The sequence below is a fragment of the Haloarcula sp. CBA1127 genome (assembly GCF_001485575.1).
Taxonomy (GTDB): Archaea; Halobacteriota; Halobacteria; order Halobacteriales; family Haloarculaceae; genus Haloarcula.
Genome location: NZ_BCNB01000006.1, coordinates 736,592 through 763,023 on the forward strand (window position 1 = coordinate 736,592; position 26,432 = coordinate 763,023).

At 63.7% G+C, this 26,432-nt stretch carries 24 protein-coding genes; 11 read left to right on the top strand and 13 right to left on the bottom strand.

All coding sequences use genetic code 11. The features are described from left to right. The first annotated feature begins 124 nt into the window (after positions 1-124). Positions 125-268 (top strand): hypothetical protein, encoded by a 144-nt coding sequence (locus AV059_RS22350; protein ID WP_195156639.1) that lies wholly within the window; start codon positions 125-127, stop codon positions 266-268. Positions 269-376: 108 nt separating this feature from the next. Further along, complete coding sequence (locus tag AV059_RS08335; RefSeq protein ID WP_079990744.1) at positions 377-1,645, top strand: HAD family hydrolase; 1,269 nt, start codon at positions 377-379, stop codon at positions 1,643-1,645. A gap of 12 nt (positions 1,646-1,657) precedes the next feature. On the opposite strand, the gene AV059_RS08340 is transcribed toward AV059_RS08335, so the two are convergent. Continuing rightward, positions 1,658-2,515, bottom strand: coding sequence for a hypothetical protein (locus AV059_RS08340; protein ID WP_058993839.1), 858 nt, complete (start codon positions 2,513-2,515; stop codon positions 1,658-1,660). A 202-nt stretch (positions 2,516-2,717) separates the two neighbouring features. On the opposite strand from AV059_RS08340, the gene AV059_RS08345 reads away from it, so the two are divergent. Then, entirely contained in the window at positions 2,718-3,224 is a 507-nt protein-coding gene (locus AV059_RS08345) for a hypothetical protein (RefSeq protein ID WP_058993841.1), read from the top strand. 64 nt (positions 3,225-3,288) lie between these two features. After that, positions 3,289-3,489, top strand: a complete 201-nt coding sequence (locus AV059_RS08350) for a hypothetical protein (RefSeq protein ID WP_050037213.1) — start codon at positions 3,289-3,291, stop codon at positions 3,487-3,489. Positions 3,490-3,503: 14 nt separating this feature from the next. Here AV059_RS08350 and AV059_RS08355 read toward each other — a convergent pair whose 3' ends face one another. From AV059_RS08355 to AV059_RS08400, 10 genes are all read right to left on the bottom strand, one after another. Then, positions 3,504-3,953, bottom strand: coding sequence for a hypothetical protein (locus AV059_RS08355; protein ID WP_058993843.1), 450 nt, complete (start codon positions 3,951-3,953; stop codon positions 3,504-3,506). Between the two features lie 69 nt (positions 3,954-4,022). Further along, positions 4,023-4,334 (bottom strand): hypothetical protein, encoded by a 312-nt coding sequence (locus AV059_RS08360; RefSeq protein ID WP_058993845.1) that lies wholly within the window; start codon positions 4,332-4,334, stop codon positions 4,023-4,025. Between the two features lies 1 nt (position 4,335). Then, entirely contained in the window at positions 4,336-4,707 is a 372-nt protein-coding gene (locus AV059_RS08365; protein ID WP_058993847.1) for a helix-turn-helix domain-containing protein, read from the bottom strand. A gap of 362 nt (positions 4,708-5,069) precedes the next feature. Continuing rightward, a complete protein-coding gene (locus AV059_RS08370) occupies positions 5,070-6,251 on the bottom strand; it encodes an outer membrane lipoprotein carrier protein LolA (RefSeq protein WP_058993849.1) in 1,182 nt (393 codons plus the stop codon). Positions 6,252-6,312: 61 nt separating this feature from the next. Then, positions 6,313-7,152 (bottom strand): outer membrane lipoprotein carrier protein LolA, encoded by an 840-nt coding sequence (locus tag AV059_RS08375; RefSeq protein WP_058993851.1) that lies wholly within the window; start codon positions 7,150-7,152, stop codon positions 6,313-6,315. Between the two features lie 107 nt (positions 7,153-7,259). After that, a complete protein-coding gene (locus AV059_RS08380; RefSeq protein ID WP_058993854.1) occupies positions 7,260-8,105 on the bottom strand; it encodes a hypothetical protein in 846 nt (281 codons plus the stop codon). A gap of 19 nt (positions 8,106-8,124) precedes the next feature. Continuing rightward, positions 8,125-9,141, bottom strand: a complete 1,017-nt coding sequence (locus AV059_RS08385; protein WP_058993856.1) for an ABC transporter ATP-binding protein — start codon at positions 9,139-9,141, stop codon at positions 8,125-8,127. 95 nt (positions 9,142-9,236) lie between these two features. Continuing rightward, positions 9,237-11,177 (bottom strand): ATP-binding protein, encoded by a 1,941-nt coding sequence (locus AV059_RS08390; RefSeq protein WP_058993859.1) that lies wholly within the window; start codon positions 11,175-11,177, stop codon positions 9,237-9,239. 74 nt (positions 11,178-11,251) lie between these two features. Continuing rightward, positions 11,252-14,017 (bottom strand): DNA mismatch repair protein MutS, encoded by a 2,766-nt coding sequence (gene mutS / locus AV059_RS08395; RefSeq protein WP_058993861.1) that lies wholly within the window; start codon positions 14,015-14,017, stop codon positions 11,252-11,254. Between the two features lie 360 nt (positions 14,018-14,377). Further along, positions 14,378-15,034, bottom strand: a complete 657-nt coding sequence (locus AV059_RS08400) for a helix-turn-helix domain-containing protein (protein ID WP_058993863.1) — start codon at positions 15,032-15,034, stop codon at positions 14,378-14,380. A gap of 83 nt (positions 15,035-15,117) precedes the next feature. On the opposite strand from AV059_RS08400, the gene AV059_RS08405 reads away from it, so the two are divergent. Together AV059_RS08405 and AV059_RS08410 are read left to right on the top strand one after the other, a co-directional pair. Continuing rightward, positions 15,118-16,563 (top strand): cytochrome P450, encoded by a 1,446-nt coding sequence (locus AV059_RS08405; protein ID WP_058993864.1) that lies wholly within the window; start codon positions 15,118-15,120, stop codon positions 16,561-16,563. A gap of 84 nt (positions 16,564-16,647) precedes the next feature. After that, a complete protein-coding gene (locus AV059_RS08410) occupies positions 16,648-17,040 on the top strand; it encodes a nuclear transport factor 2 family protein (RefSeq protein WP_058993866.1) in 393 nt (130 codons plus the stop codon). Between the two features lie 7 nt (positions 17,041-17,047). Here AV059_RS08410 and AV059_RS08415 read toward each other — a convergent pair whose 3' ends face one another. Further along, the gene (locus AV059_RS08415) at positions 17,048-17,650 is read right to left on the bottom strand and encodes a class I SAM-dependent methyltransferase (RefSeq protein WP_058993868.1); all 603 of its coding nucleotides are present in this window, start codon (positions 17,648-17,650) and stop codon (positions 17,048-17,050) included. A gap of 150 nt (positions 17,651-17,800) precedes the next feature. Between AV059_RS08415 and AV059_RS08420 the strand changes: the two genes are divergently transcribed. Further along, positions 17,801-21,535 (top strand): glycoside hydrolase family 97 catalytic domain-containing protein, encoded by a 3,735-nt coding sequence (locus tag AV059_RS08420; protein WP_058993870.1) that lies wholly within the window; start codon positions 17,801-17,803, stop codon positions 21,533-21,535. On the opposite strand, the gene hisA is transcribed toward AV059_RS08420, so the two are convergent. Next, positions 21,532-22,266: a 1-(5-phosphoribosyl)-5-[(5-phosphoribosylamino)methylideneamino]imidazole-4-carboxamide isomerase gene (gene hisA, locus AV059_RS08425; RefSeq protein WP_058997519.1), complete on the bottom strand. Its 735-nt coding sequence runs from the start codon at positions 22,264-22,266 to the stop codon at positions 21,532-21,534. The genes AV059_RS08420 and hisA overlap by 4 nt on opposite strands. Before the next feature lie 110 nt (positions 22,267-22,376). Between hisA and AV059_RS08430 the strand changes: the two genes are divergently transcribed. From AV059_RS08430 to fer1, 4 genes are all read left to right on the top strand, one after another. Continuing rightward, positions 22,377-23,249 carry a hypothetical protein gene (locus tag AV059_RS08430; RefSeq protein WP_058993872.1) on the top strand — a complete coding sequence of 291 codons (873 nt, stop codon included), beginning with the start codon at positions 22,377-22,379 and terminating at the stop codon, positions 23,247-23,249. A gap of 153 nt (positions 23,250-23,402) precedes the next feature. Continuing rightward, the gene (locus AV059_RS08435; RefSeq protein WP_058993875.1) at positions 23,403-24,560 is read left to right on the top strand and encodes an inorganic phosphate transporter; all 1,158 of its coding nucleotides are present in this window, start codon (positions 23,403-23,405) and stop codon (positions 24,558-24,560) included. 54 nt (positions 24,561-24,614) lie between these two features. Further along, the gene (locus AV059_RS08440; RefSeq protein ID WP_058993877.1) at positions 24,615-25,823 is read left to right on the top strand and encodes an inorganic phosphate transporter; all 1,209 of its coding nucleotides are present in this window, start codon (positions 24,615-24,617) and stop codon (positions 25,821-25,823) included. A gap of 125 nt (positions 25,824-25,948) precedes the next feature. Further along, positions 25,949-26,338 (top strand): ferredoxin Fer1, encoded by a 390-nt coding sequence (fer1, locus tag AV059_RS08445; protein ID WP_058993879.1) that lies wholly within the window; start codon positions 25,949-25,951, stop codon positions 26,336-26,338. Positions 26,339-26,432 lie beyond the last annotated feature (94 nt).

Here is a 26,432-nt window from a genome sequence, read left to right on the forward strand (position 1 = left end):
GCATGTGATTGCGACCAGCTAACGGGCGGAGCGACTTGATACTGTCTGCCCTCGTCGCGCCTATCAGTCTGATCATGAAAATAGTTAACATAACACAGTCATGAGCCTCGCATGGTGACGACCCATGTGCCACCACAGAGAACGCTCTTGGACCGAAGCGACGGCGGACGACGAGGCGACTGACGAGGACGAGGAGGAGCTGCCATCCTTCCTTAACGAGGAAGCGTCCGAAACCGAGGTGCTGACCGACGGCGGCGACGAGGCGTAGCAGGGTTTCCCCTCGGCAGCGGTGTTGGCAAACCAGCCGTTTTTTGACGTGTGTGAGGACCACAAACCCGATAGCTAAAGTACGCTCGCCGTCAGTCGCCACTATCCTGTGGACCTCGACATGGAACAATACGACCAACTTTACCGGCTCTACAAGAGCGTAGACACGACGACGCTGCGCGGCTATCAGGAGTTCGTCGACCTGTTTCCCCCGCTCAGCTCGACCGTCGCGCTGGAACAGTGGGAAACCGCCAGTGACCGCCTCGACGCTCTCAAATCGGATATCACTGCCGAGTTTCCCGGGACCGGCGAGACCTACGCAGAAATCGCGGCCCGGCTGACCCGTGACGAGGCCTTTACCGCGCTCGATCTCTACTCGAAGTACGACCGGTCGGTGAACGTTCTGGTACTGGACGTCGACGAGACGCTCCGGTCGGCCGGCGACACCGACAACGAAATCCCCCGCGATACGCTATATCTCCTGACGCAGTTCCACGAAGCGGGCGTCCCAATCGTCGTCTGTACCGGCCAGACCCTGGAGAACGTCAAGGGGTTCATGATACAGGGGCTGGGCAACGACCTCGTTTCCTCCGGACAGATGAGCATCGTCTATGAGTCCGGTAACGGCGTATTCACGCCCAAACACGGCCAGGACACGAAGCGGCTCCTCTATGAACGCCTTGACGGCGCGGTCGTGGACGTGTTCGAAACTGTCCGCCGGCGGGTCCTCTCAGAGGCCCCCGACGCCGTTGGCAAGCGCTGTCATCTCCAGGGCAACGAGTTCAATGTCACGCTGAAACCCAACGCCGAGGTCGGCAGCGACAACGCCGTCGAAGTCATCGACGAATCGCTGTGCTACCTCTGTGGGCTGGTCGGCGACGCCATCGCCGCGCAGGTTGACGCCGAGGTTGACGACCCTGCAGGCTACGCACGGGCCTACTTCAGCCGCGACCCGGAGATTCTGGACGTGCTGGAGGCCGGCGGTCTGTCGACTAACGCCGACATTGCGGACGCACCCGAAGCGTTCCGCGACGTTCTCGAACGTGTCGACCTGGGCTACTACGAGGGCGACGCGGCCGAACTCGTGAGTCTCGAACTGGACAAGTCTGCCGGCGTCGAGGAGGCTTTCGACGTGCTGGGCATCGACGACCCGTTCGCACTCGTGATGGGCGACAGCAAGAGCGACCTGCGGGTGATGCGCTGGGTCGACGACAACGACGCCGGTATCGCCGCCGCTCCCGCCCATTCCTCGCCCGACGTACTCGATCACGTCAGTTCGCGAGACGATCTGGTGTACGAGGCTGGCGATGCCAGCACGGTGCTGCGGACGATCTACGGTATCGGCCTTGTTGAGCAACTGGACGAGCAGGGGGAGTGAGCTGACGCCGTTCTACGTGTTGACCTCGGCTTTGCCGCTGCGGTGATGTTCGGGCCACTCGCCAGCCGACGGTGATTGCGGGTCGATATCCGCGACGAACCGCATCGTCGTGATATTGAGTACGAGTCCTAGAAGTCCGCCGCCCACGATTCCGATGGTGAGGCCGACCGCGGGAACGTTGACGACGACAGCGGTCGCCACCGCTGAGACGGGCAAAACGAATCCCACGTAGCAGACTGTGTAGGCGAGGTACGCTCCGCCGTCGACGGCCAGTTTGTACGAGCCCCGAGCTGCCGCCAGCAGGCCGGTTTCGCGCAACACGATCAGATACGGCGTCGCCCAGAAGAGATACCCGACGGCCAGCACCAGTGGCACGAAGATGAAGATGGCTCCGAGAACCACTCCACTGTGGCCGATCCCATCGACACCGGCTCTGCTTAGCACGAACGGCACGATGAACAGATACGGCAGCACGGTTACCGCAAGAAACGGGAGGAAATGGGTCCTAGCGTTCGCGGCGAAGTCGTCCTCACGGTCGACAAGGCCAGCGGCGATAGCGCCGAAGTAGCCCGCGCTCAGGCCGGCACGCAAGAGAATCGCCACGGGGGCGGCCACAACGGCGAACGGGAGTGACAGCGGGAGGCTAGTGCTTACCGGCGCCCCGGTGCTGGGCGGGTCAACGAACTGCCAGATAGTCACGACGGACGCGGGGACACTGATACTGATACCGATGTGGACTCCGTCGTAAGCGAGTACTTGCCGGATACTATCGGTCTGCATGACCGCCAGCAGTATCGGGACCAGTGCCAGCGGCAGCTGTTCGCGCGCTCGCTGCCACCCATCAGCCAGCCGAACGGTGAACGGCGGCATCAATCGCGGTCCCTTGCAGACCCCGTCTGATTGGTTGCCACGCCGTGTGGCGTCTGCAGGGCCGTCGGTTTGAGGCGTCGCTGTGCGGCGCTCGTGCAGGTAGTGGAGGGCATCAGCTCAGATATCCGTACACGCAATAATATGCGTTCTGATGATTCTCACTCCACCCAACAGTTAGGCCGCCGCCGACCGAACTGCCCCCATGAGTCTCGATAACGTGTTCGGGCAGGTGCCGGACCCGCAGTCGTACTCCTTCCCGGACTACTCGCTCCCGCAGGGCGACCCCGTCAAACCCATCGCGCTGACCGACGACGAACTGACGGCGCTGCTCGACCTGTACGACGCCTTCAGTGCCGTGGACCCGACGGGTATGGATTCGAACCCCTTCCTGCGGGCGACGAGCGAGTTCCTCCAGCAGACGCTCGGTGCGCCGCTCACACGACCCGATGAGCAACTGAACGACGATATCGCCGGTCTGCTCAACGACTTTTCGGACGACATCGGTGGGCAGTCGATGGGCGTCGTCGACGCGACACCGGCCCACCACCGGACGCTGTACTTCTTCCTGACAAGCTGTAAAGCGTATCACATGGCCCCGCATCTGCGGTTCGACCCCGACCCGGCCGCCGTCGAGACGCTGTACGCGGTGTACAAACGAGTGACCAATCAGGCGTTCTACCTCAAGCGGCCGAAGAGCGTGCTTGAGTGACTGCCGGCGCATGCCCGGCGGACGCTCCGGTCCGTTTATCGGGGAGCGAGGTAAACTGCCGCCAATGACAACCGACCAGCCCGAAATTCCGGTCGTGTGCGAGGAGTGCGGGACGCGGACATCGGTCGCCTTCGAGGATGTCGAGGACGCCGTCGCGCGCCACAACGAGCAGCTTCACGACGGCGAACCGGTCGCTGAGGTCGACCCCGACGTACTGGAAGAACTCGCCGACCGTCTGGCAAAGGACATCGGCTTGCTGGAATAGTCCGCTGTCCAGCGTCAGTCGTCCAGTGGGAGCCGCTCGTAGGCCTCTCGATCAGCGCCGGCGGCAAGCGTTCGCGGCCGCAGTCGGCAGACGTTCTTCACGGTTCGCGGGCCGAGCACGCGGGGTGAGACGAACCGCGGTCGCCCCGTCTCAGTTCCGGGGCCATCGCCTAGCGCGAGCACCGCGCCGTTGAGATCGGCGAGCGGGATACACGCCAGGTCGCCGTTCGCCGATTCGAACTGGACGTGGGTCGTATCGCCGGGCATCGACGCCGCCTCTAACAGTTCGAACACGGCGATACCGGTGTACTCCCGTTCGATACGGTCGCCGGAGGCACACTCGAATGCGACCGGTCCGGAGATGACATCGAACGGGAGTCGCTCGGGTGCCACGTCCCAAGGGAGCAATATCGGGTCAGCCCCGTCGATGCGGACCGTTGGCCGTCCCACCGGCGTCTGTGCCATACGTATCTTTTCCACCTGAGGACCTTCAGCGGTTCGGGACGGCCGTCATTCGCCACCCACATCCGACTCTCACTCCCGAGAGTGGAGCGAGTACGCGATAAAGAGGACGCCGACGAACTGGAAGGCACGCGTGACGAGTGTCAGCGGTTGCTGGAACTGGCTGTCGAGCAGGCCCTGTCGAAGAAGGACTGAGCCGGCGAACGCGACGACGAAGGCCACCGCTGTGAGGCAGAACAGCCCGACAGAGAGGTACTGCATCGCACGGCTATTGTGTCGCCGATACCCCCGATAGGCTTGGTAGCCGACGTACCCACCCAATACTGTCGAGCCAAACGCCAGGGCTGTGATGAGCCAGTTCATGAGCGTCTCGATGGCGACCATGTCAGAGATTCTCCCACATTTTTGTGAATCGGTCCGCGGTGTCCTGTTCGTCCTGTCCTGGGAATGCCGGCGGTTCGGCCCGCTCGATTTCGGTTTCGAAGTCACCCTCAGCAAGCGCCAGCGAGAACTCCGAGAGCGTGGCAGCGAACACGCTGTAGTCGTTGCCGCCCGTCTCTATCTGGGTCTGTTCCTCGATGAGGCCGTACTCCTGAAGCCACTCGACCCGTCTGTACACGGTCGGTTGTGACATCTCACACTGGTCGGCGAGCTGTTTCGCGGACATGGGTTTGACACTCGTTGCTGCGAGGATGTCCCGGGCGTACTCGTCACTGAGCAGGTCGAGGATGTCGCCCACGGCCGGGTCCTCACTCACGTACTGGACCAACGCCCCGTCCCCGAATAAAAGGTCCCGTCAGTTTCCGAGTCAGAAGTCAGCCGCGTCATAGAAGGGCGCAGTGTCAGCGGAGACCGGCGGGGTCAGGGCACCGCCTTTGGGCGAAGGTGGGGCGAGGTAGGGGACCAGTTCGCGGGCGGCCTGGCCCACATTCCTCCCAGGGTGGCAGCCCTGGGAACCATAGGGCACTGTGGTGGACAGACAGCGGCCATCGCCGGAGGGCGCTGGTGGCACGGTGTTGTCAGGGCCGCTGCACTCGAATTGAGGAGCGGTTCCATAATATAACGTGCAGTCGAACTTCTGACCCAGAAAACGGCGGCTTGATATGCCAGCGTGGGTGTTCACTCGCCGCCGGGACAGCCGATTGACCGGCCGACCGTGACGAGTCGGTCCGCGGACACACCCTCACCGCGAACGGTGTATCGGTAGCGCTCACAGCTCCACGACACTGATGTTGTCAGCCCGTAGCTGACCTGTGCCGGTTGCCCGTCGATTGTCACCGCTCCGCTGGCGTTATCCCCGACACCCGGCCGGTCGTACTTGGCAACGGTGATCAGACTGGTCCGGTTCATGTAGCGGAGGCCGACGCTGTGTATCCGTCCCCGCGTCTGCGTCGCGTAGGTCAGTTCGTACCCCGGCGGGATGTCGGGCTCCGGAACCTGGATCTCGGTGTCGGCTTCGAGTGCACCGACCGACTCGTAGGTCTGGCTCTCCGGCGTTTCTGGGACAGTGACAGTCGTGTTCTCCGGGAAGTTGGGCGTAAACACGTCCTCGGACACACCGGTGTCATAGGTGACGTCCGTGTGCGTCGTCGTCACGACTGTTCGCTCACCGTCGGCTGTCCACGCAGTGCGCTTTTTCACCGGGAAGAACTGCTCTGTGTCCACCCAGACCGTCTGCTCGTAGGCCGCTGTATCGTCTTTCGGTGCCACGTGGATGACGTAGGCTTCACGCCCGTCGATTGATTCAGTACCGCGGTAGCTGACAGTCATCGAGCTGGCAGCCACGGTTGGCCGCTGTTCGCCGCGAGGAACGACGGGCAGCGGCTCAACTGACCGTGAATCCGCCGTGTCGGCTGCCGTGGACATATTGAGATTCGCAAACAGGCGATGTAGCCGCTCGCCCTGCTCTGACCCGGTCCTGCTGAGAGAGATGCGTGTCGCCTTCGCGCGGCGCTGGTCGTACAGCCACAGTGTCGACCCGTTCGACACCCGGCGGTCGTATCGCTCGACGGTGCTGTTGACGACCGCCAGCCGTTTCTTCTGGGTCCCCGGCTGGAGCGCGGCGTCGTAGGTCGTCCGGCTCGCAACTGTCCCGTTCCGGGTAATCGTCGTCGTCTGTGTCGCGTTGACGCCGTCTATCGACTGGTAGCGTTGTTGCACGTCAGCGTCGATCTGGGGCTGATCGGCGGTTCCGGTACTCGCGAACGCAAGCGACCAAATCGAAACAGCCAGTACACCAACGACGACTACCGTCGCGATGGTAAGCACCAGTCGTTCCGATGTGAGGTGGCGAGTGGCCATATATCAGGTTACCGGAAGTGGGGAGCTGCCCGACTGTGTTCGGTCTGTCTGAGCGACAATATTATGTAGCACATAATTGGCAGCGCAGGTAAAACCTCCTATCTGCTGGTTCCGGAGCACTGACAGTTGTATCATCCGGGAAGTCGGGGGAAAACGCGTCACTGGACACATCGGTGTCGTACGAGATGTTCGCGTACCTCGTCGTCACAACTGTGTGCTTTCCATCTGCTGTCCAGGCAGTCCGCTTTTTGCTCGGGAAGAACCGCTGTGTTTCGACCCAGACTGTTTGCTCGTATGCTTTTGTCTCATTTCTTGGCGTCACGTGGACGACGTACGCTTCGCGTCCGTCAACTGGTTCCGTGCCCCGGTAGCTGACGGTCATCTCCTCGGTCGAGTTGACTGGCCGCCGTTCGCTCTGGGGGACAACAGGCAGTGGTTCAACCGACTGCGGGTCCGTTTTCGACTCGTCGAGTTTCGTGAACAGGCGCTGTAGCCGTTCACCCCTGTCAGACTCAGTCTCGGGGAGGGGAACTCGTGTCGCACTTTCACGACGGTCGTTGTACAGCCATAGCGTTGACCCGTCCGAGATCCGCACGTTACTCGCCCGTGCCGTACTATTGATGGGTACGAGCCGCTTTCTCTCCGTCCCCGGCTGGAGCGTCGCGTGGTAGGTCGTTCGGCTTGCAACCGTCCCGTTCCGTGAGACGGTCGTCGTCTGGATCGCGTTGACACCGTCTATCGACTCGTAGCGTTGCTGCACGTCCGCATCGATCTGCGGGTTGTCGGCGGTGCCGCCGCTCGTGGCCACGAGCGACCACGCCGAGATAGTTAGAACACCAATAACAAGGACTGTCGCGACGGCGGGGACAAGTTGCTCCGTTGAGAAGTGTCGAGTAACCATAGCTGGAGTACGGGGCAGAGACCGCCCGGCGCTGTGTGTGCAGCCCGAGCGACAGTGTTATCTATCAAATTATCGGCATCATAAGTAAAAGCACCTGTCTACGCCAGTCAGTAGTCACCGAGTACGCCGAGCCGTCTGGCCCGTCGGGTCGTGTATTGAAACACGACGTAGCCCAACAACACGTAGCCGGCCGGGACACCGACGAGGAGGCCCAGATCGGTAGCGGAGAACTGCCAGAGCCGGGTCCCGTCGACCATCGCCCGCTGGAGAAGCGCGCTTCCGTGGGCCAGTGGCAGGACCCGCGTCCAGCCGAGTTCGAACACGGGCGCGGAGATAAGAATAATGAACCCAAACTGGAGCAGATTGAGCCAGTTCCCGATGCGCTTGTACAGCACCGCGACGCCGCCGGCAGCGAACCCCAGACCCAGTACCGACGCGATAGTCAGCGACGCGACAACGACGACAGTCAGGACATTCAACTGGAGCGTCGTCCCGGTAATCGCAAGCATCACCGCAAGCACTACTGTCGAGGTGAGGAACGTCCGGACGACTTTCGCGACGCCCTTGCAGAACGCGACCGGCGCGAAGCCAAACGGCGTCATGACGTGCCGTTCGAGCGTTCCCCACTGGGCCTCGCTCCCGATATCGTTCGAGATTGCTTGGTACGCGCCGACGGAAAGCGACCACAGGAAGTAGCCGACGATGATACCCTCGATAGAATCCGTTATCGCCTGCCCGGCAAGCATCCGGCCGCCGTAGAACAGTAGGCCAAAGAAGAACACCGAGATGACAATGCCGCCGATGGCGTTGGCCGGATACCGGACGAAGATGAGATACTCGCGGTACAGCACCGCTCGCGCAAGGTCGAGATAGCCCGCCTGCATGGCGGCACTGACAGTCTGGCCACTGGCACCGTCATTGTCGTCCGCGTGCGTGCCGGCGCTTGCGGTCATCTGCCTGATTCCGCCTCCCTCATCGTCCTTGTCCCGTGATCTCGACGAACACGTCTTCCAGGTCCGGTTCGACCGTGCCGACACCGGTCAGCGTCACGTCGTGGTCTCGACACAGGGCCAGCAAGCGGTAGAACCCGTCGCTGTCGGTCGCCACCTCGACGCGCCGACCCCGCTCGACGGTCGTCACGTCGGCCACCTCGAACCGCTCCCGGATCGTCGCAAGCAGGCCCTCGGTGATGTCTGGACTGGTGACGGCGAACGCGTTCGCGGTGAACTGGTCAAGCACGGCCGCCACGCTGTCGTCTGCGATGATCTCCCCGTCGTTCATGATGATGACCCGGTCACAGACATCTTCGATGACATCCATATCGTGGCTACTGACAATGGCCGTGATGTCGCGCTCGTCGACGATCCGGCGCAGTTCTCGCCGTAGCGTCAGCGAGCTTTCTACGTCCAGCCCCAGCGTCGGTTCATCGAGAAACACCAGATCGGACTCGCTGGCCAGCACACTCGCCAGCGACACCTTCTGTTTCATCCCGCGGGAGAGGTCTCGAACCGGCACGTCGGCCTTCTCCAGAAGGTCGAGTTTCGCCAGCAGGCGCTCGTGCCGGTCGGCGACGGCATCCGGCTTGACACCCTTGATGGTCGAGAAATAGCGCAGGTTCTCCCGGACGGTCAATCGCCAGTAGTCGTTTCGCGCCCCTTCGAGCATCCCGTCGACGTGGCGGTAGGCCGCTCGCGGGTGTTCGCTCATGTCGATACCCTGTATCCGAACACGCCCGGAATCAGGCAACACCAGCCCGAGAATCGACTTTATTGTCGTCGTCTTGCCCGCGCCGTTGGGTCCCAGCAGGCCGACGACCGTTCCCTGCTCGATGCGAAACGACACGTCATCGACGGCCGTCACCGCGTCCGCACCGCTACCGAACTGCTTTGACAACCCCTCGACGGCGAGTGCGGGCGTTGCTCCGTCCTTCGCTGTGGACGGTTGCTCGGCGGTCCGCGAGCCCTGCCGCGGAGGGCGCTGGGATGACATTACCCACACTGAGGGCTTCAGAACCAAAAGGCCAGCCACGTCCCGCGATGGTCTGCTGGTGTTGCTGGCCCGCACTTGGCGACTGGCCTGTCTACTCAGGCCGGTTCGAGGCCCGTCACCTCGAACCGCGCGCCGCCGGCCTCGCTCTCGGTGGCTGTGACTGTCCAACCGTGGACCTCAGCAATCCGCTGAACGATTTTGAGTCCGAACCCGGTCCCGCTCTCGCCGGTCGAGTAGCCCCCTTCAAACACCTGTTCACGGTCGGCCGCCGGAATGCCCGGCCCGTCGTCGGCGACGTAGAAGCCGTGTCGGTCCGTGTCCTCGATGACACCGACTCGTACAGTTGCGCTCCCGCCACTGTGGTCGGTGTTGTCGTCAGCCGTCGTCTGAGCGCCTGTGGTCCCGTGTTCAACACTGTTTCGAAGGAGGTTCGCTAACAGCCGCCGGAGTTTTGCCATATCTGCCCGAATCTGACGGTCACCCTCGACGACGAGCGTTGCCCGGTCATCTTCGACACTCTGCCAGCACTCTTCAACGATGCCGGCGAGCGCGACAGATTCGAGGTCGGTCGCCGTTTCGCCGGCGCGTGCAAACGTCAAGAGGTCGTCTATCAGCGCTCGCATTCGTTCGTGGGCGCGTGACACCTTGTCGAGCGCGTCGCTGTCGTGTTCCGCTCTGGCCAGTTCCAGGTTCCCCTCCGCGACGGTAAGCGGGTTTCGGAGGTCGTGGCTGACGATGCTTGTAAACTCGTCGAGACGCTCGTTCTGGCGTTCCAGCTGCTGTTCGTACGCCTTGCGCTGGGAGATATCCCGGCCGATACCTACGGTCCCGGCTGTCGCCCCGTCAGTGTCGGTCAGCTGGGTTCCAGCAAACTCATACGGAATCCGCTCTCCATTGGCAGTCAGAACCTCCGCTTCGACAGTTACCCGGCCGCTGGTTCGCGTCTCATTTATCGCCGCAGCGATTGTCTCATGCTCGTCACCCGGGAAGAACTCGGAGACTGGCATATCGTCAATCTCGTCATTGCTGTATCCTGTAACTTCAGGGATGCGCTCGTTCCATCGCCGAAGGCTCCCGTCTGTGTCGATGACGTAGAACAGGTCGTCAAGCGTATCGAGCGCCTGATCGATGAACTCGCGTTCCTCGCGGAGCTGACGGTCACGGTCGAGACGGCTAAGCGCCGCCGTCGCGTGGACTGAGAGCGTCCGCGCGAGTGTGACATCTGTGTCATCGAATGCACCGACCTCGCTCGACCCGATGAGGAGGACGCCGTGGTCCCCGAGCGGAAGGATGAGCTCGCTTCGGATATTCGTCTCCGGATTGTACCGGTCCGGGCTCGACGTGATATCGTCGTGGACCCGGGCCTCGCCGGTTTCGAAAGCCTGCCACGCGAGCGCCTCTCCGGCCTCGAACACTGGTGGCGTGCCGATGAGCTCCTCGACCTGTTCGGTCCAGGCGACCGGATACAGGCTGTCGCCGTCCGCGAAGTGGACGCCGTTGGCCGGCATATTGAGGATGGTTCTGGCGGTGTCCACTGTGATCTGCGCAACCGCATCCTCAGTCGTGGCCCGCATGAACGCCCTGGCAGTGGAGTGTAGCTCCTCGATAGCGCGCTCGCGCCGCGTGCTCTGTGCGTGTTCGATGTCGTCGGCTGTCCGCTCGACGGCGTCGACGACGGTGTGTGCGAGTCGTGCGTGCGGCTCGTTGCTGCCGTCGACCCGGAGATACTCGGTGACACCGGCGGAAATCGCGTCACTGGCGGCTGCTTCATTTCCATCGGTAGTGAACAGAACGAACGGCAGGTCCGGCGATTGCTTTCGGACCGCGTCGAGGAACTCGACGCCGGTCTGCTCCGGCAGGTCGTAGCCGGCGACGACACAGTCGAACGCTTCGCTGTCGAGCCGTTCGATGCCGTCGGCCACGTTCGACTCCGTTTCGACCGTGATACCACAGTGCGCCTGTTCCAGAGCGCTTGTGGCCGCTTCGACGACAGCCGGGTCGTCGTCGACGTGAAGAACGCGGATCCGGTCGGGCATTGGCTGCTAGCAGTGACAACTCCCGTATACACCTTCCGCCGTGAGTATCTTCGCTGAAAATCGGACGCTGTCTGCTACTCGTCGTCCAGTTCGGCCTGCCACTCCTGTACTTTCGCCATCAGTTCGACCGGCGGCGTCTCGTTGACATCCAGTTCTGTTAGTTCCGAGAGGACAGCCTCGGTCTCAGAATCGAGCGACGCTGCCCTCTCGTTGCCTTTGGGGCCTTCAGCCGCGGACTCGCCGAGCGTGTGTTCGGGGTCGCCGTCGGTCACCATCGGCTCAGCTGTCGAACCGGCTGCTGTGTCACCGGACTTGGACGCGCCGTCCCTGAACTGCCCCGAATCCAGGTCGAAGACGGCCTGTGTCGTTCCGCCGTCGTTCCCCTCGCTGCCGCGAATCTCGATAGCTTTGTCGTCGCGTAGCCGGTCAAGCACCGCCTGCGAGCGGTCGACGACTGGTTCAGGGACGCCGGCGAGGTCGGCGACGTGGACGCCGTAGGAGCGGTCGGTCGGGCCGTCCCGGACCGTTCGGAGGAACGTCACGTCGCCGTCGCTGCCTGCGGAGCGGGGCTCGCCGTCGACCGCGACGTGGACGTTCTCGACGGTCGGTAGTTCCTCGCCCAGCGCCGTCAGCTCGTGGTAGTGAGTCGCAAACAACGTTTTCGACTGGATGGAGTTGACGATGTACTCCGTCGCCGCCCAGGCGATTGAGATGCCGTCGAATGTAGCTGTCCCGCGACCGACCTCGTCCAGTATCACGAGTGATTCTTCGGTAGCCGAGTGGAGGATGTTTGATAGCTCCTGCATCTCGACCATGAACGTCGAGCGGCCCTGTGCGAGTTCATCCAGCGCGCCGACGCGGGTGAAGATGCCGTCCACCAGTCCGACGGTTGCCGACCGTGCCGGCACGAAACTGCCCACCTGCGCAAGCAGCGTGATGAGCGCGGCCTGGCGCATATACGTCGACTTCCCGCTCATGTTTGGCCCGGTAACGATGAGGAACTGCCGGTCGTCGTCCATGTAGAGGTCGTTCGGAACGAACTCCGTCGTTTGCTCGACGACCGGGTGGCGGCCGGCCTCGATGGAGAGTTCATTGCCGTCGACGACCGCCGGCCGGGTCCAGTTGTTCTCGACGGCGTGGACAGCCAGTGATGCGAAGGCATCCAGTTCCGCCAGCGTTCGGCCCACATCTTGCAGCAGCGTCGCGCGCTCGGCCACGCGCTCCCGCAGTTTCTGGAAGCGCTCGTACTCCATGTCGTGGCGGCGCTCCTCTAAACGCAACACGTCTCGCTCCTTCTCGTCGAGTTCGGGCGTGGTGTACCGTTTGGAGTTTTTGAGCGTCTTGATGTGCTTGTACTTCTCCGGGACGGCGTCGGTCTCGCTCTTGCCGACCTGAATGTAGTAGCCGTCGGTCTTGTTCCGGTCGACCGAGAGGTGGGTGATGCCGGTCCGCTCCTTCTCGCGGTCCGGCAGCGTTTCCAGCCACTCCAGCGCGGCCTCGTGCTCGTCGATAATCTCGTCGAGGTCGTCATCGTACCCCCGTTTGAACAGGCCGCCCTGACGCACCGTCCCCGGCGGGTCCGCGACCAGTGCGCTGTCCAACTCGGCGGCCAGCGCGTCGGCCGCCTCGCGGTCGGCACCGTCGAGGGAATCAGCGAGGGGCGACTCGGCCAGCCGCTCGGTTTCGGTCACGGCGTCGGCGACCTGCCCCAACAGTGCCAGTGTCTCCTGCACTGCTCGCAGGTCCCGCGCGTCCGCACTGCCCGACGTGGCCCGTGCGGCCAGCCGTTCGAGGTCGTAGGCGTCCGACAGCGTCTCTCGAATCCGCTCGCGGGCCATCGCCGCCTCTGACAGCGCCGCTACGCAGGACTGCCGGCGCTTGAGTTCGGCCCGGTTTCGCCGTGGTCGCTGGAGCCACTGCTGGAGCAGTCGCCCGCCGGCAGCCGTGACGGTGTGGTCGATCGTGTCGAACAGCGACCCCGAACTGTCGCCCTGCATCGTCTCGGTGAGTTCGAGATTGCGCTGGGTCGTCGCGTCGAGGTCGACGTGGTCGCGCTCGCCGTACGCTTGCAGGCGCGTGACCGCTGCCAGCGTGCCGACACCGGTGTCCTCGACGTAGGACAGCACCGCGCCGGCGGCCCGCAGTGCCACGTCTTGATCGCCGATGCCGACGCTGTCGACTGTCTCGCTCCCGAACTGCTCGCGGACGGTGTGGCTCGCCCGCCCCGGCTCGAACGACGCCGAGTCGTGAAGCGTCAGCGCCGCGTCAGTCCGCTCGCGCAGACGGTCCAGAAATTCGTCGTCGTTCCGGAGCTCCGGGCCGGGAAGAATCTCCGCCGGCCCGAACGTGTACAGCTCTGTCAGCGCCTCGCCCGCGTCGGCGTCGTCCAGTTGCGTGACCTGGAACTGGCCGGTGGTCACGTCTGTCGCGGCGATGCCGTAGGTGTCGCTGCTGTCCCGGCTGGCCTCCCGAACCACCGCGGCGAGGTACTGCGCCGACTCGTCGCCGGTCTCCAGATGCGTCCCGGGCGTGACGACCCGCGTTATGTCGCGGGCGTGGCCGTTCTCGGTCTCGTGCTGGTCGGCGATAGCGACCCGGTAGCCCCGCTCGACCAGTGCGGAGACGTACGGCGTCAGGTCGTCGACCGGAACCCCCGCCATCGGGTACGACGAGCCATGCGAGGACTTCTGACTCACCTTCAGGTCGAGTTCGTCGGCGACGATCTCGGCGTCCTCATCGAAAAACTCGTAGAAGTCGCCACACTGCATCGCCAGCAGGTCCGCGTCGGTCCCCTCCTTGAGCGTGAGGAACTCCCCGACGATTCCCGTCGCCTCTGTCATACACGTCCGTGTGGCCGTCCGCGGCGTAAGGATTGCGGGTCCGGCGTCGGCCGATGTTGATGTGGCCGGCGACCCGAACAGCTAAAAAACCCCTGCCGTCGCGACGCACTCCGGAAAACAAGGGCCGTAGGCCAGCGGCCGCGAACCGTAGCGATCCGCAGAAGTCGAGACGGCAGCCCCGTCTCACCCTCTGGATCGGACAATCGGCTTTCTATGGGACTCAAACGTGCTGTGCTGTCGCTGAACCCGGATACCGTGATTGACTGAAGGCCAGTAGACGCTATCATGGACAGTTGGCTGCCGGCAGTGATCAACCCGGGCGGTTTCATCCCGGTGTGACACTGGAGTTCTGTTTCGACTTCATCGCACGAGTGCTGCGTCCACCAGTGCTTGCTCGGCCCTTCTGAGTAGCGATGACGCTGCGCTCTCTGAGATGTCGAGTTCGGCAGCCACCTCCGCCAGCGAAGCTGTCCGAGGGACCGCGTAGTAGCCGAGGTCACGGGCAACTTCGACAGCCTCGAACTGGCGGCGAGTGAGTCGCCCCGCGAGGGACCCACCCAGGCGACCGTGGTCGCTGACGCGTTCGATGCTCACCGAGACGTCGTCGTGAACGCGCGCTACCACTGACGAGAGCGTATCCTCTTCGCCCAACACAGTCACCTGCATCGTCGCTTCGTCGGTGTATACGACCGGCGGGACGAGAACAAGTCCCGGGATTTGCAGTGTGTTCATGAGCGCACTGTCTGCCTCCCGGTTTTCCATCGTGACGTAGGCATAGAACGTCTCGTCATCGATGGATGTGAACGAGGTCCGCTGGATGACCTCAATGTCGTCAGCCGCGGTCTGACTTGCGGCAAGGTCGCCGACCACCAGCGAGAGGAACGAAACTGTCTCACCGTCTGGGTGGACTTGCCACGAGAGAAGTTCTTCCCGAACCACGGCATCGGATGCGATGTGGTCCGGCATTGGCAACTGCATCCACGCTGGCAACGAGAGCGTGAGGTCGACCGATTTCACAGCCGTCCATTGCGGGTACACATTTAAAGAAGTTCACTGCTTCACGGCACCGACGAGGGCCGTTGCGCACTACTGTTTCACTGATGACTATATCTGACCCTCACACCGGGGACGAACGCGGCGGAGAACCGGATGACGCTGAGACAGCCGTCGATACCGACTCGGAGAGAGCAGTTTGCAAACCTACCTTGGACACGGCCCCGACGCCACCGGGGCCACGTGGACTTCCAGTGCTCGGGTCGACTATCTCGCTTGCACGAGACGCTATCGCGTTCGAACGAGGGCTCCGAGAGTACGGCCCAGTCGTCGGCTACAGCGCGTTCGGTGAACGGTTCGCGGTCATGTACGACCCCGAGATCGTTGAAGACGTGCTGGTCACCCGGAACGACGCGTTCAGCAAGGGGGAGTTCGAGCAGGAATTCGGGGAGCTGATAGCTCCGGATGGCCTTGTTTTTGCCGAGGGCGACCAGTGGCGTCGCCAGCGGCTGGCTCTTCAGTCGGCGTTCACGCCCGCCCGTATTCGCTCGTATACGCAGGTGATGGTCGACGAAACGGCCGAACTGGTCGGGTCTTGGGCGAATGCTACCGAAATCGAACTGAGTGACACGCTCTCGACACTCACACTTCGCATCCTCACACAGGCGCTGTTCGACCTCGATCTGGACGCTACCCGCGGCGCAGTGGTCCGCGAGGCGGCCGAGAGCATCGACGCCATGGTCGATAGGATGGGACTGATTTCGTTTCTGCCGGAGTGGGCCCCCCGGACGCCAACGGAGCGCCGGCACGACCGCGCGATGGCCGACCTAGACGACCTCGTTGACACGCTTATCGCCACCCGTCGAGACGAAACCGGAGAGCGTGACGACCTGCTTTCGATGCTCGTGGACGCCGAGTACCCCGATGGGACACAGATGGCTCCGACTGTCGTCCGGGACCAACTCGTCACGTTCCTGTTTGCGGGACACGAGACGACTGCCACCACGCTTACCTACGCCTGCTGGCTACTCGCAGGGCATCCTGGCGTGCAGGACAGACTCCGCACCGAAGCGACCACTCTCGACGGTCCACTCGGGTTCGATGACCTGTCTGATCTGCCGTACACTGAAGCTGTAGTACGGGAAACACTGCGGCTCTATCCGCCGGTCTACTCGCTGTATCGGCAACCAGACAACCCACTCGTCCTCGGTGGCTACCGGATTGACCCTGACGTGACTGTACAGCTTCCGAGCGTCGCTCTGCAGCGCGACGACCGCTACTGGGACGGGCCTGCACAGTTCCGACCGACGCGATGGCTCGACGAAGACCGCAATATCACAGACAACGCACCTGACCGTCCTGATTACGCCTATTTCCCCTTTGGCGGCGGGCCGCGCCATTGTATCGGTATGCGTTTTGCGATGACCGAACTCAAACTGGTTCTGGCAACGATGTGCCGACGCGTCGAGTTCGAACGTGTGACCGACGAACTGGACATCTCGATGGGGTTGACGCTGGACCCCGGACGGGTGACGGTGGGCGTGAACCGGTAGCCGTCTGCACTGGCAACGTCCGGTGAACCTCATGCTCAGCCGCCAAGTGTGTCAGTGAAGTGGCTGGCCCCTGTACGGAAACGCATGAACGCAACCGGGACTATCGAGGCGTACTACGCGGCGTTGCGGGCCGGCGAGCCGCTCGGTCCGTTCTTCGCCGCCGATACGGACCGCTCGGTGGTTAAGTTCGGCATCTCCGAGCAGTTGAATGGGGCCGACGCTATCAGGGACGGACTGCAAAAGCAGACTGAGACGACGGGCGACTGGACTGTCGACAGCCATGCGCTCCAGGTGACAGAACGCGAGGACTACGCGTGGTTCAGCGACGACGTCGAGTTGTGCTGGACCGACGCCGAGGGCACGGTCCGCCACGAGTACGACACGCGCTGGAGCGGGACGCTCGAAGCCACCGGCCGGGACCGGCCGTGGCAGTTCGTCGGGATGCACGTCAGCACCGCCGACGATTTGGGGAAGTAGGGAGTCACTAATCGCCGTCGAGCGTGGCGAAGACGAACTCGCTATCGCTCCCTAGCGGGTCCGTCGCAGTGACGGTCTCCGTGTCGGTGAAGCCGGCGTCGGCCAACTGCTCGAGCGTCGCCCGCCGACCCGGCGCTGAGAAGAACATCGATCCGCCCATCCAGCCGCGACGCACGGTCTCGAACTGGCCGCTTGGCAGCGTCATCAACACGGTGCCGCCCGGCCGGAGCACACGGGCGAACTCCTGGTAGACGGCCGAGTGCTGGTCTCGCTGGACGTGAAAGACGGCGTGATAGGCCGTGATCGCGTCCACGCTGTCGGTTGCGATGGGGAGCGCCGTCATATCACCCTGCACCAGCCGGCTGTCCGGCACTGTCTCGGCGGCGAGGTTCAGTCCCGCTCTGGAGAAGTCGAGGCCGACGCTGTTCGGCGGGAGGTTCGCAAGCGTCCGCGCGCCGTCGCCACAGCCCACGTCGAGGACGGTCGGCGCTTCGGCGAGGCGTTCGAGCAGATCGTCGAGCAGGGCTGCGTCCGACCCGGTCGGGTCGCGCCGCTCGGCGTAGGTCTCGGAGACACTGTCCCACGCGCGGCGAACCTCGTTGCGGTCCATATCTACACTATGGGTGCGAGCCGGATAGGCGTTCAGCACCTTCACAGCCCAACTATACCGGGATATTCAGGGCAAATCCGATATCCAATTACTAACTGGTACGTAATTCTAGGTGAACTTTTATTATTGATCCGCAGCAGGAACGACTCGATGTTTGAAGAAAGATCACAGCCCAAATCTAACCTAAGCCGAAGACAGTTCCTCGGTGGGGTCGGTTCGCTGCTGGCCGCGTCGGCGTTCTCGGTCTCTGTCTCCGACGACGCTGCCGCACAGGTGACAGCGGGCGACGACTCGGCCACACAGACTATCTCGTCACCCAACGGGGCAGTAACACTCACTGTCGATGTCAGCGACGGTGTGGCAACATACGAGGTTGCACACAACGGGACGGCGCTCATTGAGGAGTCAGAACTGGGCTTCGAGTTCCAGAATCAGGACACGTTCCGCTCGGGGCTGGCAGTCACCGGGAGCGAGCGAACCGAGGTCGATACCACTTGGATGCCGGTCTGGGACCGCTACGACGAGATCGAGGAGCGGTACATGGAACTCCGGCTGGGGGTTGTGGAATCGACCGGGGCAGAGCGGTTCGGGACGCTCGTCTTCCGGGTGTTCGACGACGGCGTCGGCTTCCGGTTCGTCTTCGGGGAGCCGTTCGGCGACCAGTTCGTACTCTCGTCTGAGCGGACCGAGTACAACTTCGCCGGGGACCACACCTCGTGGTGGATTCCCAACGACTACAACAACTTCGAGGTGGAGTACGAGGAGACGCCGCTGAGCGAGGTCGCTGGCGAACTGGACGGCACTGGCTTCGACGGCATCCACACGCCGATGACGATGCGGACCGACGACGGCCGCTACCTTGCCGTCCACGAGGCCGATCTCACGGACTACGCCTCGCTCGCGCTCACGCCGGCGGACGCCGGCGACACGCTCTTCGAGTCGACGCTCGCGTCGCTGCCCGACGGGACGAAAGTCTCGGCGTCGGCCCCGCACGTGACCCCGTGGCGAACGGTACAGGTCGGGACCAGTGCGGGCGACCTCGTTGAGTCGAATCTGGTGGTGAATCTCAACGAGGACTACGACGAGGCGGTGTTCACGCAGGGCGTCGACTGGATCGAGCCCCAGAAGTTCATTGGCGTCTGGTGGCTGATGATTACCGGTCGAGCGCAGTGGGAGTATCAGGGTCCACAGACCGGCAACCACGGCGCACAGACCGGGCGCGCCACGCAGTACATGGACTTCGCCAGCGAGCACGACATCCCCGGCGTCCTCGTCGAGGGCTGGAACGAGGGCTGGTCGAGCTATCCAGGCGATGGCAGCAGTTTCGATTTCTCCACACCGTATCCGGACTTCGATCTGGCGGCAGTGACCGACTACGGCGCGAGCCTCGACCCACCGACCCAGATGACGATGCACAACGAGACGGCCGGGGACTTCCGGAACTACGAATCACAGCTCGACGAGGCGTTCTCGCTGTATGACGACCTCGGAATCCGGACCATCAAGAACGGCTACGTCTCCGACAGCGGCGACCTCGCTGGCGAGAGCTACAGCCACCACAACCAGATACTGGTCAACCACCACACGCTGGTCGCCGAGACGGCGGCGGCCAACCGACAGATGCTCGATATACACGAGCCGATTCACCCGACTGGCCGTCGGCGAACCTATCCAAACCTGATGACCCGCGAGGGGGTCAAGGGCCAGGAGTACGACGCCTTCGGCGACGTGAGTCCCGAGCACCACGTCACATTCCCCTTTACGCGGATGCTGGGCGGGCCGGTGGAGTACACGCCGGGCATCTTCGACATGGACTCGGGGTCGGGCGGCATCGAGACCACCCGCGCCAAGCAACTGGCGATGTATCCGACGTACTTCAGCGGCCTCCAGATGGTCGCCGACCTGCCGAGTTCCTACCTGGCCGACCAGCCGTCGACCGCCGCCGTCGGCGAGGTTGTACAGGCCGAGTGGGGGGACCTCGACGGGTTCTCGACGGCCGCCCGCTGGGCCAACGCCCAGGGCGAGCAGTACGTCGCCATCGACCCCAACAGCGCCGCGCCCGGTGCGACCGTCTCCTGGACCGTCGAGGACGCCAGCGAGGGCGAGTACGACCTCCACTTCCGGTACGCCAGCGACGCCGAGGAGAACGCCGTCGGTCCGGATACTGACCGCACTGCGACGGTGCTGGTCAACGGCAGCGCCGCCGGCCAAGTCACGTTCCCACCCACCGACTACTGGGATGTCTGGGGGAGCGTCTCGACGACCGTCTCGCTGTCCGGCGACGGGGACGAAATCGCCCTCTCGCTGACCGCCGAGGACACCGGCGGTTTCAATCTCGATTCGATGGCGGTCACCGAGTCCGGCGAATCGATGCCCGAACCCGAGACCGCTCCTATCCGCGGCGAGACCGTCGACGCGTTCCAGTTCATCGAGGACGTGCCGGCCGCCGGCTGGGACGACACGCGCGTCATCGACGCCGAAATCGGCGATTACATGGCCACTGCACGGCAGAAAGACGACGAATGGTACCTCGGCGCGATGACCGACGAGGGCGGCCGCGCCGTCGACGTGCCCCTGTCGTTCCTCTCGCCCGCCTCGGACAGTGACGGGCAGGGGCCGGGGAACGACAACGGCAAGAAGAACGGAACGAACGGGGCCAGCGGCAACGGCAAGAAGAACGGCACGGGCAATGGCAACGTCCCCAACGGCCCGAAGTACGTCGCCGAAATCTACGCTGACGGCATCGACGCGGCCTACGACGAGAATCTGACCGACGTTCGCGTCGACGAGGCCATCGTCACACCGGGCACGACCCTGCTCGCGTCGATGGTCGGCAGCGGCGGGACGGCTGTCCGCTTCCGACGCGCGACGGGCCAAGATATCAACGACCTGCCGGAGTACAAGCGGCCCGAGCAGGACTTCGACGTCACCATCGGCGACGAGGTGTTCATCCAGGAGCTGTTTATCCGGGCCACCGGGCGCAACGACGGGGCGTTCATCGGCGGGACCACGGTGACGCTCCGCGTCGACGGTGAGGCCGTCGGGACGGAGAACGTCCGCTTCCCGCCCAACGCCAGCGACGCCACCTACGACTTCGGCTACAGCATCGACGCAGCCGGCGACTACGACGTGTCAGTCGCGCTCCCGGACGGCACGACGCTCGCCAGCGGAACGGTGACGGTCAAGCCGCCGGCGACGGTGGCCGAACTCGCCGACCCGTCTGGCGACGACACTGGTCCCGGCGGCTACACGTATCCGGCCAGCGGTGACTTCGAGGACGGCGCGTTCGATCTGGAGTCGCTGACTGTCGAACAGACGCCGAGCCTCCACCGCTTTACTTTCGAGGTGGCAAACCTCTACAACGCCTTTGGCAGCAGCCGCAGCTTCTCGCCGCAGTGGTTCGTCCTCTGGCTGCGCGACCCGACTGCCGACAGCGGGTCGACGAGCAGTCTTGCGGACCTCGGCGCGAACGTCGACTTCGAGTCGCCGTGGCAGTACCGCCTGGAGATCAGCGGCTTCTCCAAGAGCGCGACCGACGCCAGCGGTGCCACACTGACCGACGCCGATGGGGACGCGGTCTCACTCGGCGAGGCCGTCGACGTGGACGCGGGCACAGTCACACTCTCCATCGATAGAGAAGCCGCCGACGGCACTGACGCGGAGGACCTGGAAGTCGTTGCGATGGTGCAGTCCGAGGACCGCGGGTCGCTGCGCCCCGTTGCCGAAGAAGCCGAAGGCTACGTCTTCGGCGGTGCCAAGCCGGATGCAGTTGAGAATGCCCCGCGTATCATGGACCTGACGACGCCGGAGGGCGTCAGCCAGTCCGACGCGCTGGCTTATGGCGCTGACTCGCGGGCGACGCTGCCGTTCGTCTCGCTCGATTAGTCCTCGGCGAGCGCGTCAATCGCCGCGTCGAGCGTGAACTGCCCCTCGTAGAGCGCGCTGCCGACGACGACGGCGGCGGCCCCTGCTGACCGAAGCGCAAGTACGTCATCGATGGTCGCGACGCCGCCGCTGGCGATGACCGGGATGTCGACGCTGTCGACCAGCCGGCGGACCGGCTCGGTCCGGACCCCTTCGAGTTGCCCCTCCACGTCCACGTCGGTAAACAGGATGCCACCTGCCCCGAGGTCGGCGTACCGCTCGGCGGCGTCGGCGGGGTCCAGACCGGTCCCCTCGGTCCAGCCCGACACCACGACCTCGCCGTCCTTTGCGTCGAGGCTCACGAGCACACTGCCGGGGTGTTCGTCGCTGATTTCGCCGACGATTTCCGGCCTTTCGACGGCGGCGGTCCCGAGGATGACGCGGTCCAGCCCGCGGTCAAGCAGCGACACGGCGTCCTCGGCGGTCCGGATACCGCCGCCGAGTTGCACGTCCACGTCGGCTCCCACCGCATCGAGGACGGCGTCGATGGCCGCCGCGTTCTGTCGCTCGCCCTCGAACGCGCCGTCGAGGTCGACGAGATGGAGTGTCCGCGCACCGGCGTCGACCCATCGCTGTGCGGCCTCGACCGGGTCGCCGTAGGTTTTCTCCGTGCCGCGTTCGCCGCCGACCAGCTGGACCACCTGTCCGTCCTGCATATCGACCGCGGGAACGACCTCGAACTCGGGATACATGGCCGTTGGTCCGGAGGCGGCCGTCGAAAGCGTGTCGGTCCACCGTATACGGGCGGCTGTCTGCACAAATCCACCCCCATCCTTTTACGGCGTGATGGGAAAGGTCCGACATGGTTACTGCTACACTCGTCCTCACACCGCTCGCCCGTCGGCTCGAAGCGATCATGTTCGGACCGTACGAGCGCGAGTACCAACTCTTCGAACAGGCCGTGATGGTCGTCGCCGTCGGCCTGGCACTGGCCTGGGGGCTGGTCGCGTTCGGCGCTCTCCCGCTTGGTGCCGGCACGGAGTCACTGCTTGCGACCGCTGCGAGCATCGCTATTTCGGCGTTCGTCGTTGTTGGCTTGCTACAGTTCCTCGTCCTCGCGAACGTTCTCGAGCGGACGAACGAGGATGTCGCCACCAAGGCCGCTGAGCTCGAAGAGGCAGCCGAGCAACTAGAGACGACCGCCGAAGAGCTGGAAACGACCGCTGACGAGGTCGAAACCGCCGCTGAAACGGTTGACGAGGCTGCAGAGGATGTTGAGCAGACAGCGGACGAAGTCGAGCAGACGGCCGACGAGGTGGAACAGACCGCGGGCGAGGTGGAAGAAACCGTCGACGAAGTCGAACAGACAGCCGAGGAGGTCGAGCAGACGGCCGACGAAGTCGAACAGACTGCGACCGAGACCGGCGACGAAGACGCCGCCGAGAAGGTCACCGAGGTCAAGGACAAGACGACCGAAGTCAAGGACAAGACAACGGAAGTCAAAGACAAGACGACTGAGGTCAAGGACAAGGCGACGGAAGCGAAAGACAGGACGACCGAAGTCAAAGACAAGACTACGGAGGTCAAAGACAAGACCAGCGACGCGAAACAGACCGCCGAATCGGTCACCGACGAGGTCGAAGCGGCCAAAGAGACGGCGAGTGAGGTCGAGGAGACAGCGTCGGAAGTCGAGGAGACGGTGCCGGCTGACAACGGCGATGACGACCGCGACTGAGTGGCTGTGACGGCCGGCCATCGATTGGATAGCGAGGATGGTCGTACGGGATGTCTGCGGTCTGTGATGACGAGACATCCCGACGCGAACCGTTTGACTCCGAGAGCGGTCACGAACGGTATTGTTTAGACCCGTCGGGGTTTGCTGTTGGACATGGTCTCGATTCTCTTTGCTGTTGGGCTTCTGGTTGCCATCTTCGTCGGTTTCAACATCGGTGGGTCCTCGACCGGTGTTGCCTTTGGTCCGGCAGTGGGGTCGGACACCATCGGGAAGGTCACGGCTGCCGCCCTGATGTCCTGCTTCGCGGTGCTGGGCGGCGCGACCGTCGGGACCGAGGTCATCGACACGATGGGTGGACAGATTGTCCCGAGCAGCCAGTTCACGCTGCTTGCCAGCGTGACAGTCCTCTTCTTCGTGGGACTGGCGCTGCTGGTTTCGAACCTCTTCGGTGTGCCCGCCTCGACGTCAATGACCGCCGTGGGCGCTATCGCCGGCCTCGGCGTCGCAAGTGGAACCATCGACTGGGACGTGATGGGGCGCATCGTCTCTTGGTGGCTGGTCGCCCCCATCATCGCGTTCTGGCTATCGGCGGTCGTCGGTCGCTACCTCTACCCGCATCTGGCGGCCCGCATCGTCTTCGAGACTGACGGGCCGGAGACGACTCGACGCGAGCGTATCGGGCAGTTCCTCGTTGTCGCCATTGGCTGCTACATGGCCTTTTCGGCGGGGGCGTCGAACACCGCAAACGCCGTCGCACCGCTGGTGGGTAACGGCTCGCTGGGACTGTACCCCGGCGTGCTTCTGGCCGGCGGTGCCATCGCCGTGGGCGCGTTCACCATCGCCCGGCGGACCCTCGATACGGTCGGCAACGACCTCACCGAACTGCCGATTCTCGCAGCGCTCATCGTCGAGACGGTAAGCGCGACAATCATCAGTCTGCTGTCGGCTGCGGGCATCCCCGCGAGTCTTGCGGTGTCGGCGACAATGTGCGTCGTCGGCCTGGGATGGGGGCGGGCGACCCGGACGACAACGTTGACCGACGCTGCCGGCGCGGCGGTCAAGGGCACGCCAGCCGCTAGCGGCGACGGCGGCGTCTCGGTCAACGCGCTCGCGGCCGACCACGACGAGGACAGCCCGGCGGCCGGCGGGGAGTCCGAGGTCCCGGGCATCGGCGAAGAGGCTCCCGAATCGGCGACCACCGCCGCCGACCTGTTCAACCCCGCAGCGACGGGCCGAGTTGTGATGCTGTGGATACTGACCCCAAGCATCTCGGCGGTCGCCTCCTATCTGGTCTTCCAGTACGTCCTCTAGTCGCCGCCGGACGCCAGACCGTACCCTTTACTCCCCGCCACGTCTGCACTACATATGGTTGAGGTTCTCTTCGCGCTCGGCATCATCGTCGCTATCTTCGTCGGCTTCAATATCGGGGGATCGTCCACGGGTGTCGCGTTCGGGCCTGCGGTCGGGTCCAACACGCTTTCGAAACTCTCGGCAGCGGCCCTGATGACGATATTTGCGATGGCCGGCGGGCTCATCGTCGGCCCGGCCGTCGTCCAGAGCCTGGGCAGTGACCTCGTCGCCACGCAGTTCTCGCCGTTGATCAGCATTGTTGTCCTGTTTTTCATCGGCGTCGCGCTGTTCCTCTCGAACGTGGTCGGGGTTCCGGCGTCGACGTCGATGACGGCCGTTGGCGCTATCGCCGGGCTGGGCCTCGCCCGCGGGACGTTGAACGCCGCCTTGATGCTCGAAATCGTCTCGTGGTGGCTCGTCTCGCCGATTATCGCCTTCTGGGTCAGCGGCGTTATCGGACGGTACTTCTACCCGACACTCGTCGAGTGGTTCGCTGTCTCACAGAGCGAAGGAGCGCTGCTGGATTTCGATCGCTCCGGTGCGATTCCGCGGCCGGGGCTCGGCGAGAACACGACACCACGTGAGTTTGTCGGGACCGTCGTCGTCATCGGTATCGGCTGTTACATGGGTTTCTCGGCGGGGGCGTCGAACGTCGCCAACGCCGTTGCGCCTCTCGTTGGCAACGGCTCACTGGAGTTGTACCCGGCTATTCTGCTCGGCGGCGGCGCTATCGGCCTCGGTGCGTTCACCATCGCCCGCCGGACGATGGACACGGTCGGCAATGACCTGACTGATCTCCCGCTGGTCGCTGCCATCGTCGTCGCGGCAGTCGCCTCTACCATCGTCACCTTCCTCTCTGCACTGGGTATCCCGGCGAGTTTCGTCATCATCGCCACGATGAGCATCGTCGGGCTCGGGTGGGGCCGTGCGACGCGAACGACGAGCCTTTCGGACACTGTGCAGGGCGCGTCTCCCGCCGCTTCCGTTGGTGCGCTGACCACTGACGCGGAGGCCGCGGACGCCCCGACTGTTGGCGGGAAAAAGGGGACGCCGAAGCAGGCCGAGACTGAGCCCATCGGCGAGGAGTCGCGGGAGGACATCCCGTCAGCGTCGGATCTGTTCGAACCCGGGACCACCGCCAGAGTGATTTTCCTCCAGAACATCGTCCCGTCGATTGCGACGCTCGCTGCGTATCTGGTGTTCAAGTTCCTGCCGATCGCCTGAGCTAGAATCGGCCCCGAACAGCAGTCCTCTATTCACGACGAATCCCCGCGTTGTCCCTCATTATTTTGCACGACCTAAAACCGAAGGGCAAAGTCTAACAGGGCGGGGTTCGAACCAATCAGGTGATGCCCACGGTAGAGTACCTTAACTACGAAGTAGTGGACGATAACGGCTGGGACATGTACGACGACGACGTCTTCGCAGAGGCGTCAGATATGGACCTCGACGACGAGGACTACGGGTCCCTCGACGTGAACGAAGGCGAGTACATCCTTGAGGCCGCTGAGGCACAGGGCTACGACTGGCCCTTCTCGTGTCGTGCCGGTGCCTGTGCGAACTGTGCCGCCATCGTTCTCGAAGGCGACATCGACATGGACATGCAGCAGATCCTCAGCGACGAGGAAGTCGAAGACAAGAACGTTCGCCTGACCTGTATCGGCAGCCCGGACGCCGACGAGGTCAAGATCGTCTACAACGCCAAGCATCTCGATTACCTGCAGAACCGCGTCATCTAACGCGGCTCCTGCAGCGCACTACACTTTCTTCTTCCAGCAGCGACTGCGTCCGATAGCCGTCGTACCGGAACCATTAGGGGGGCCGCTGTACTGC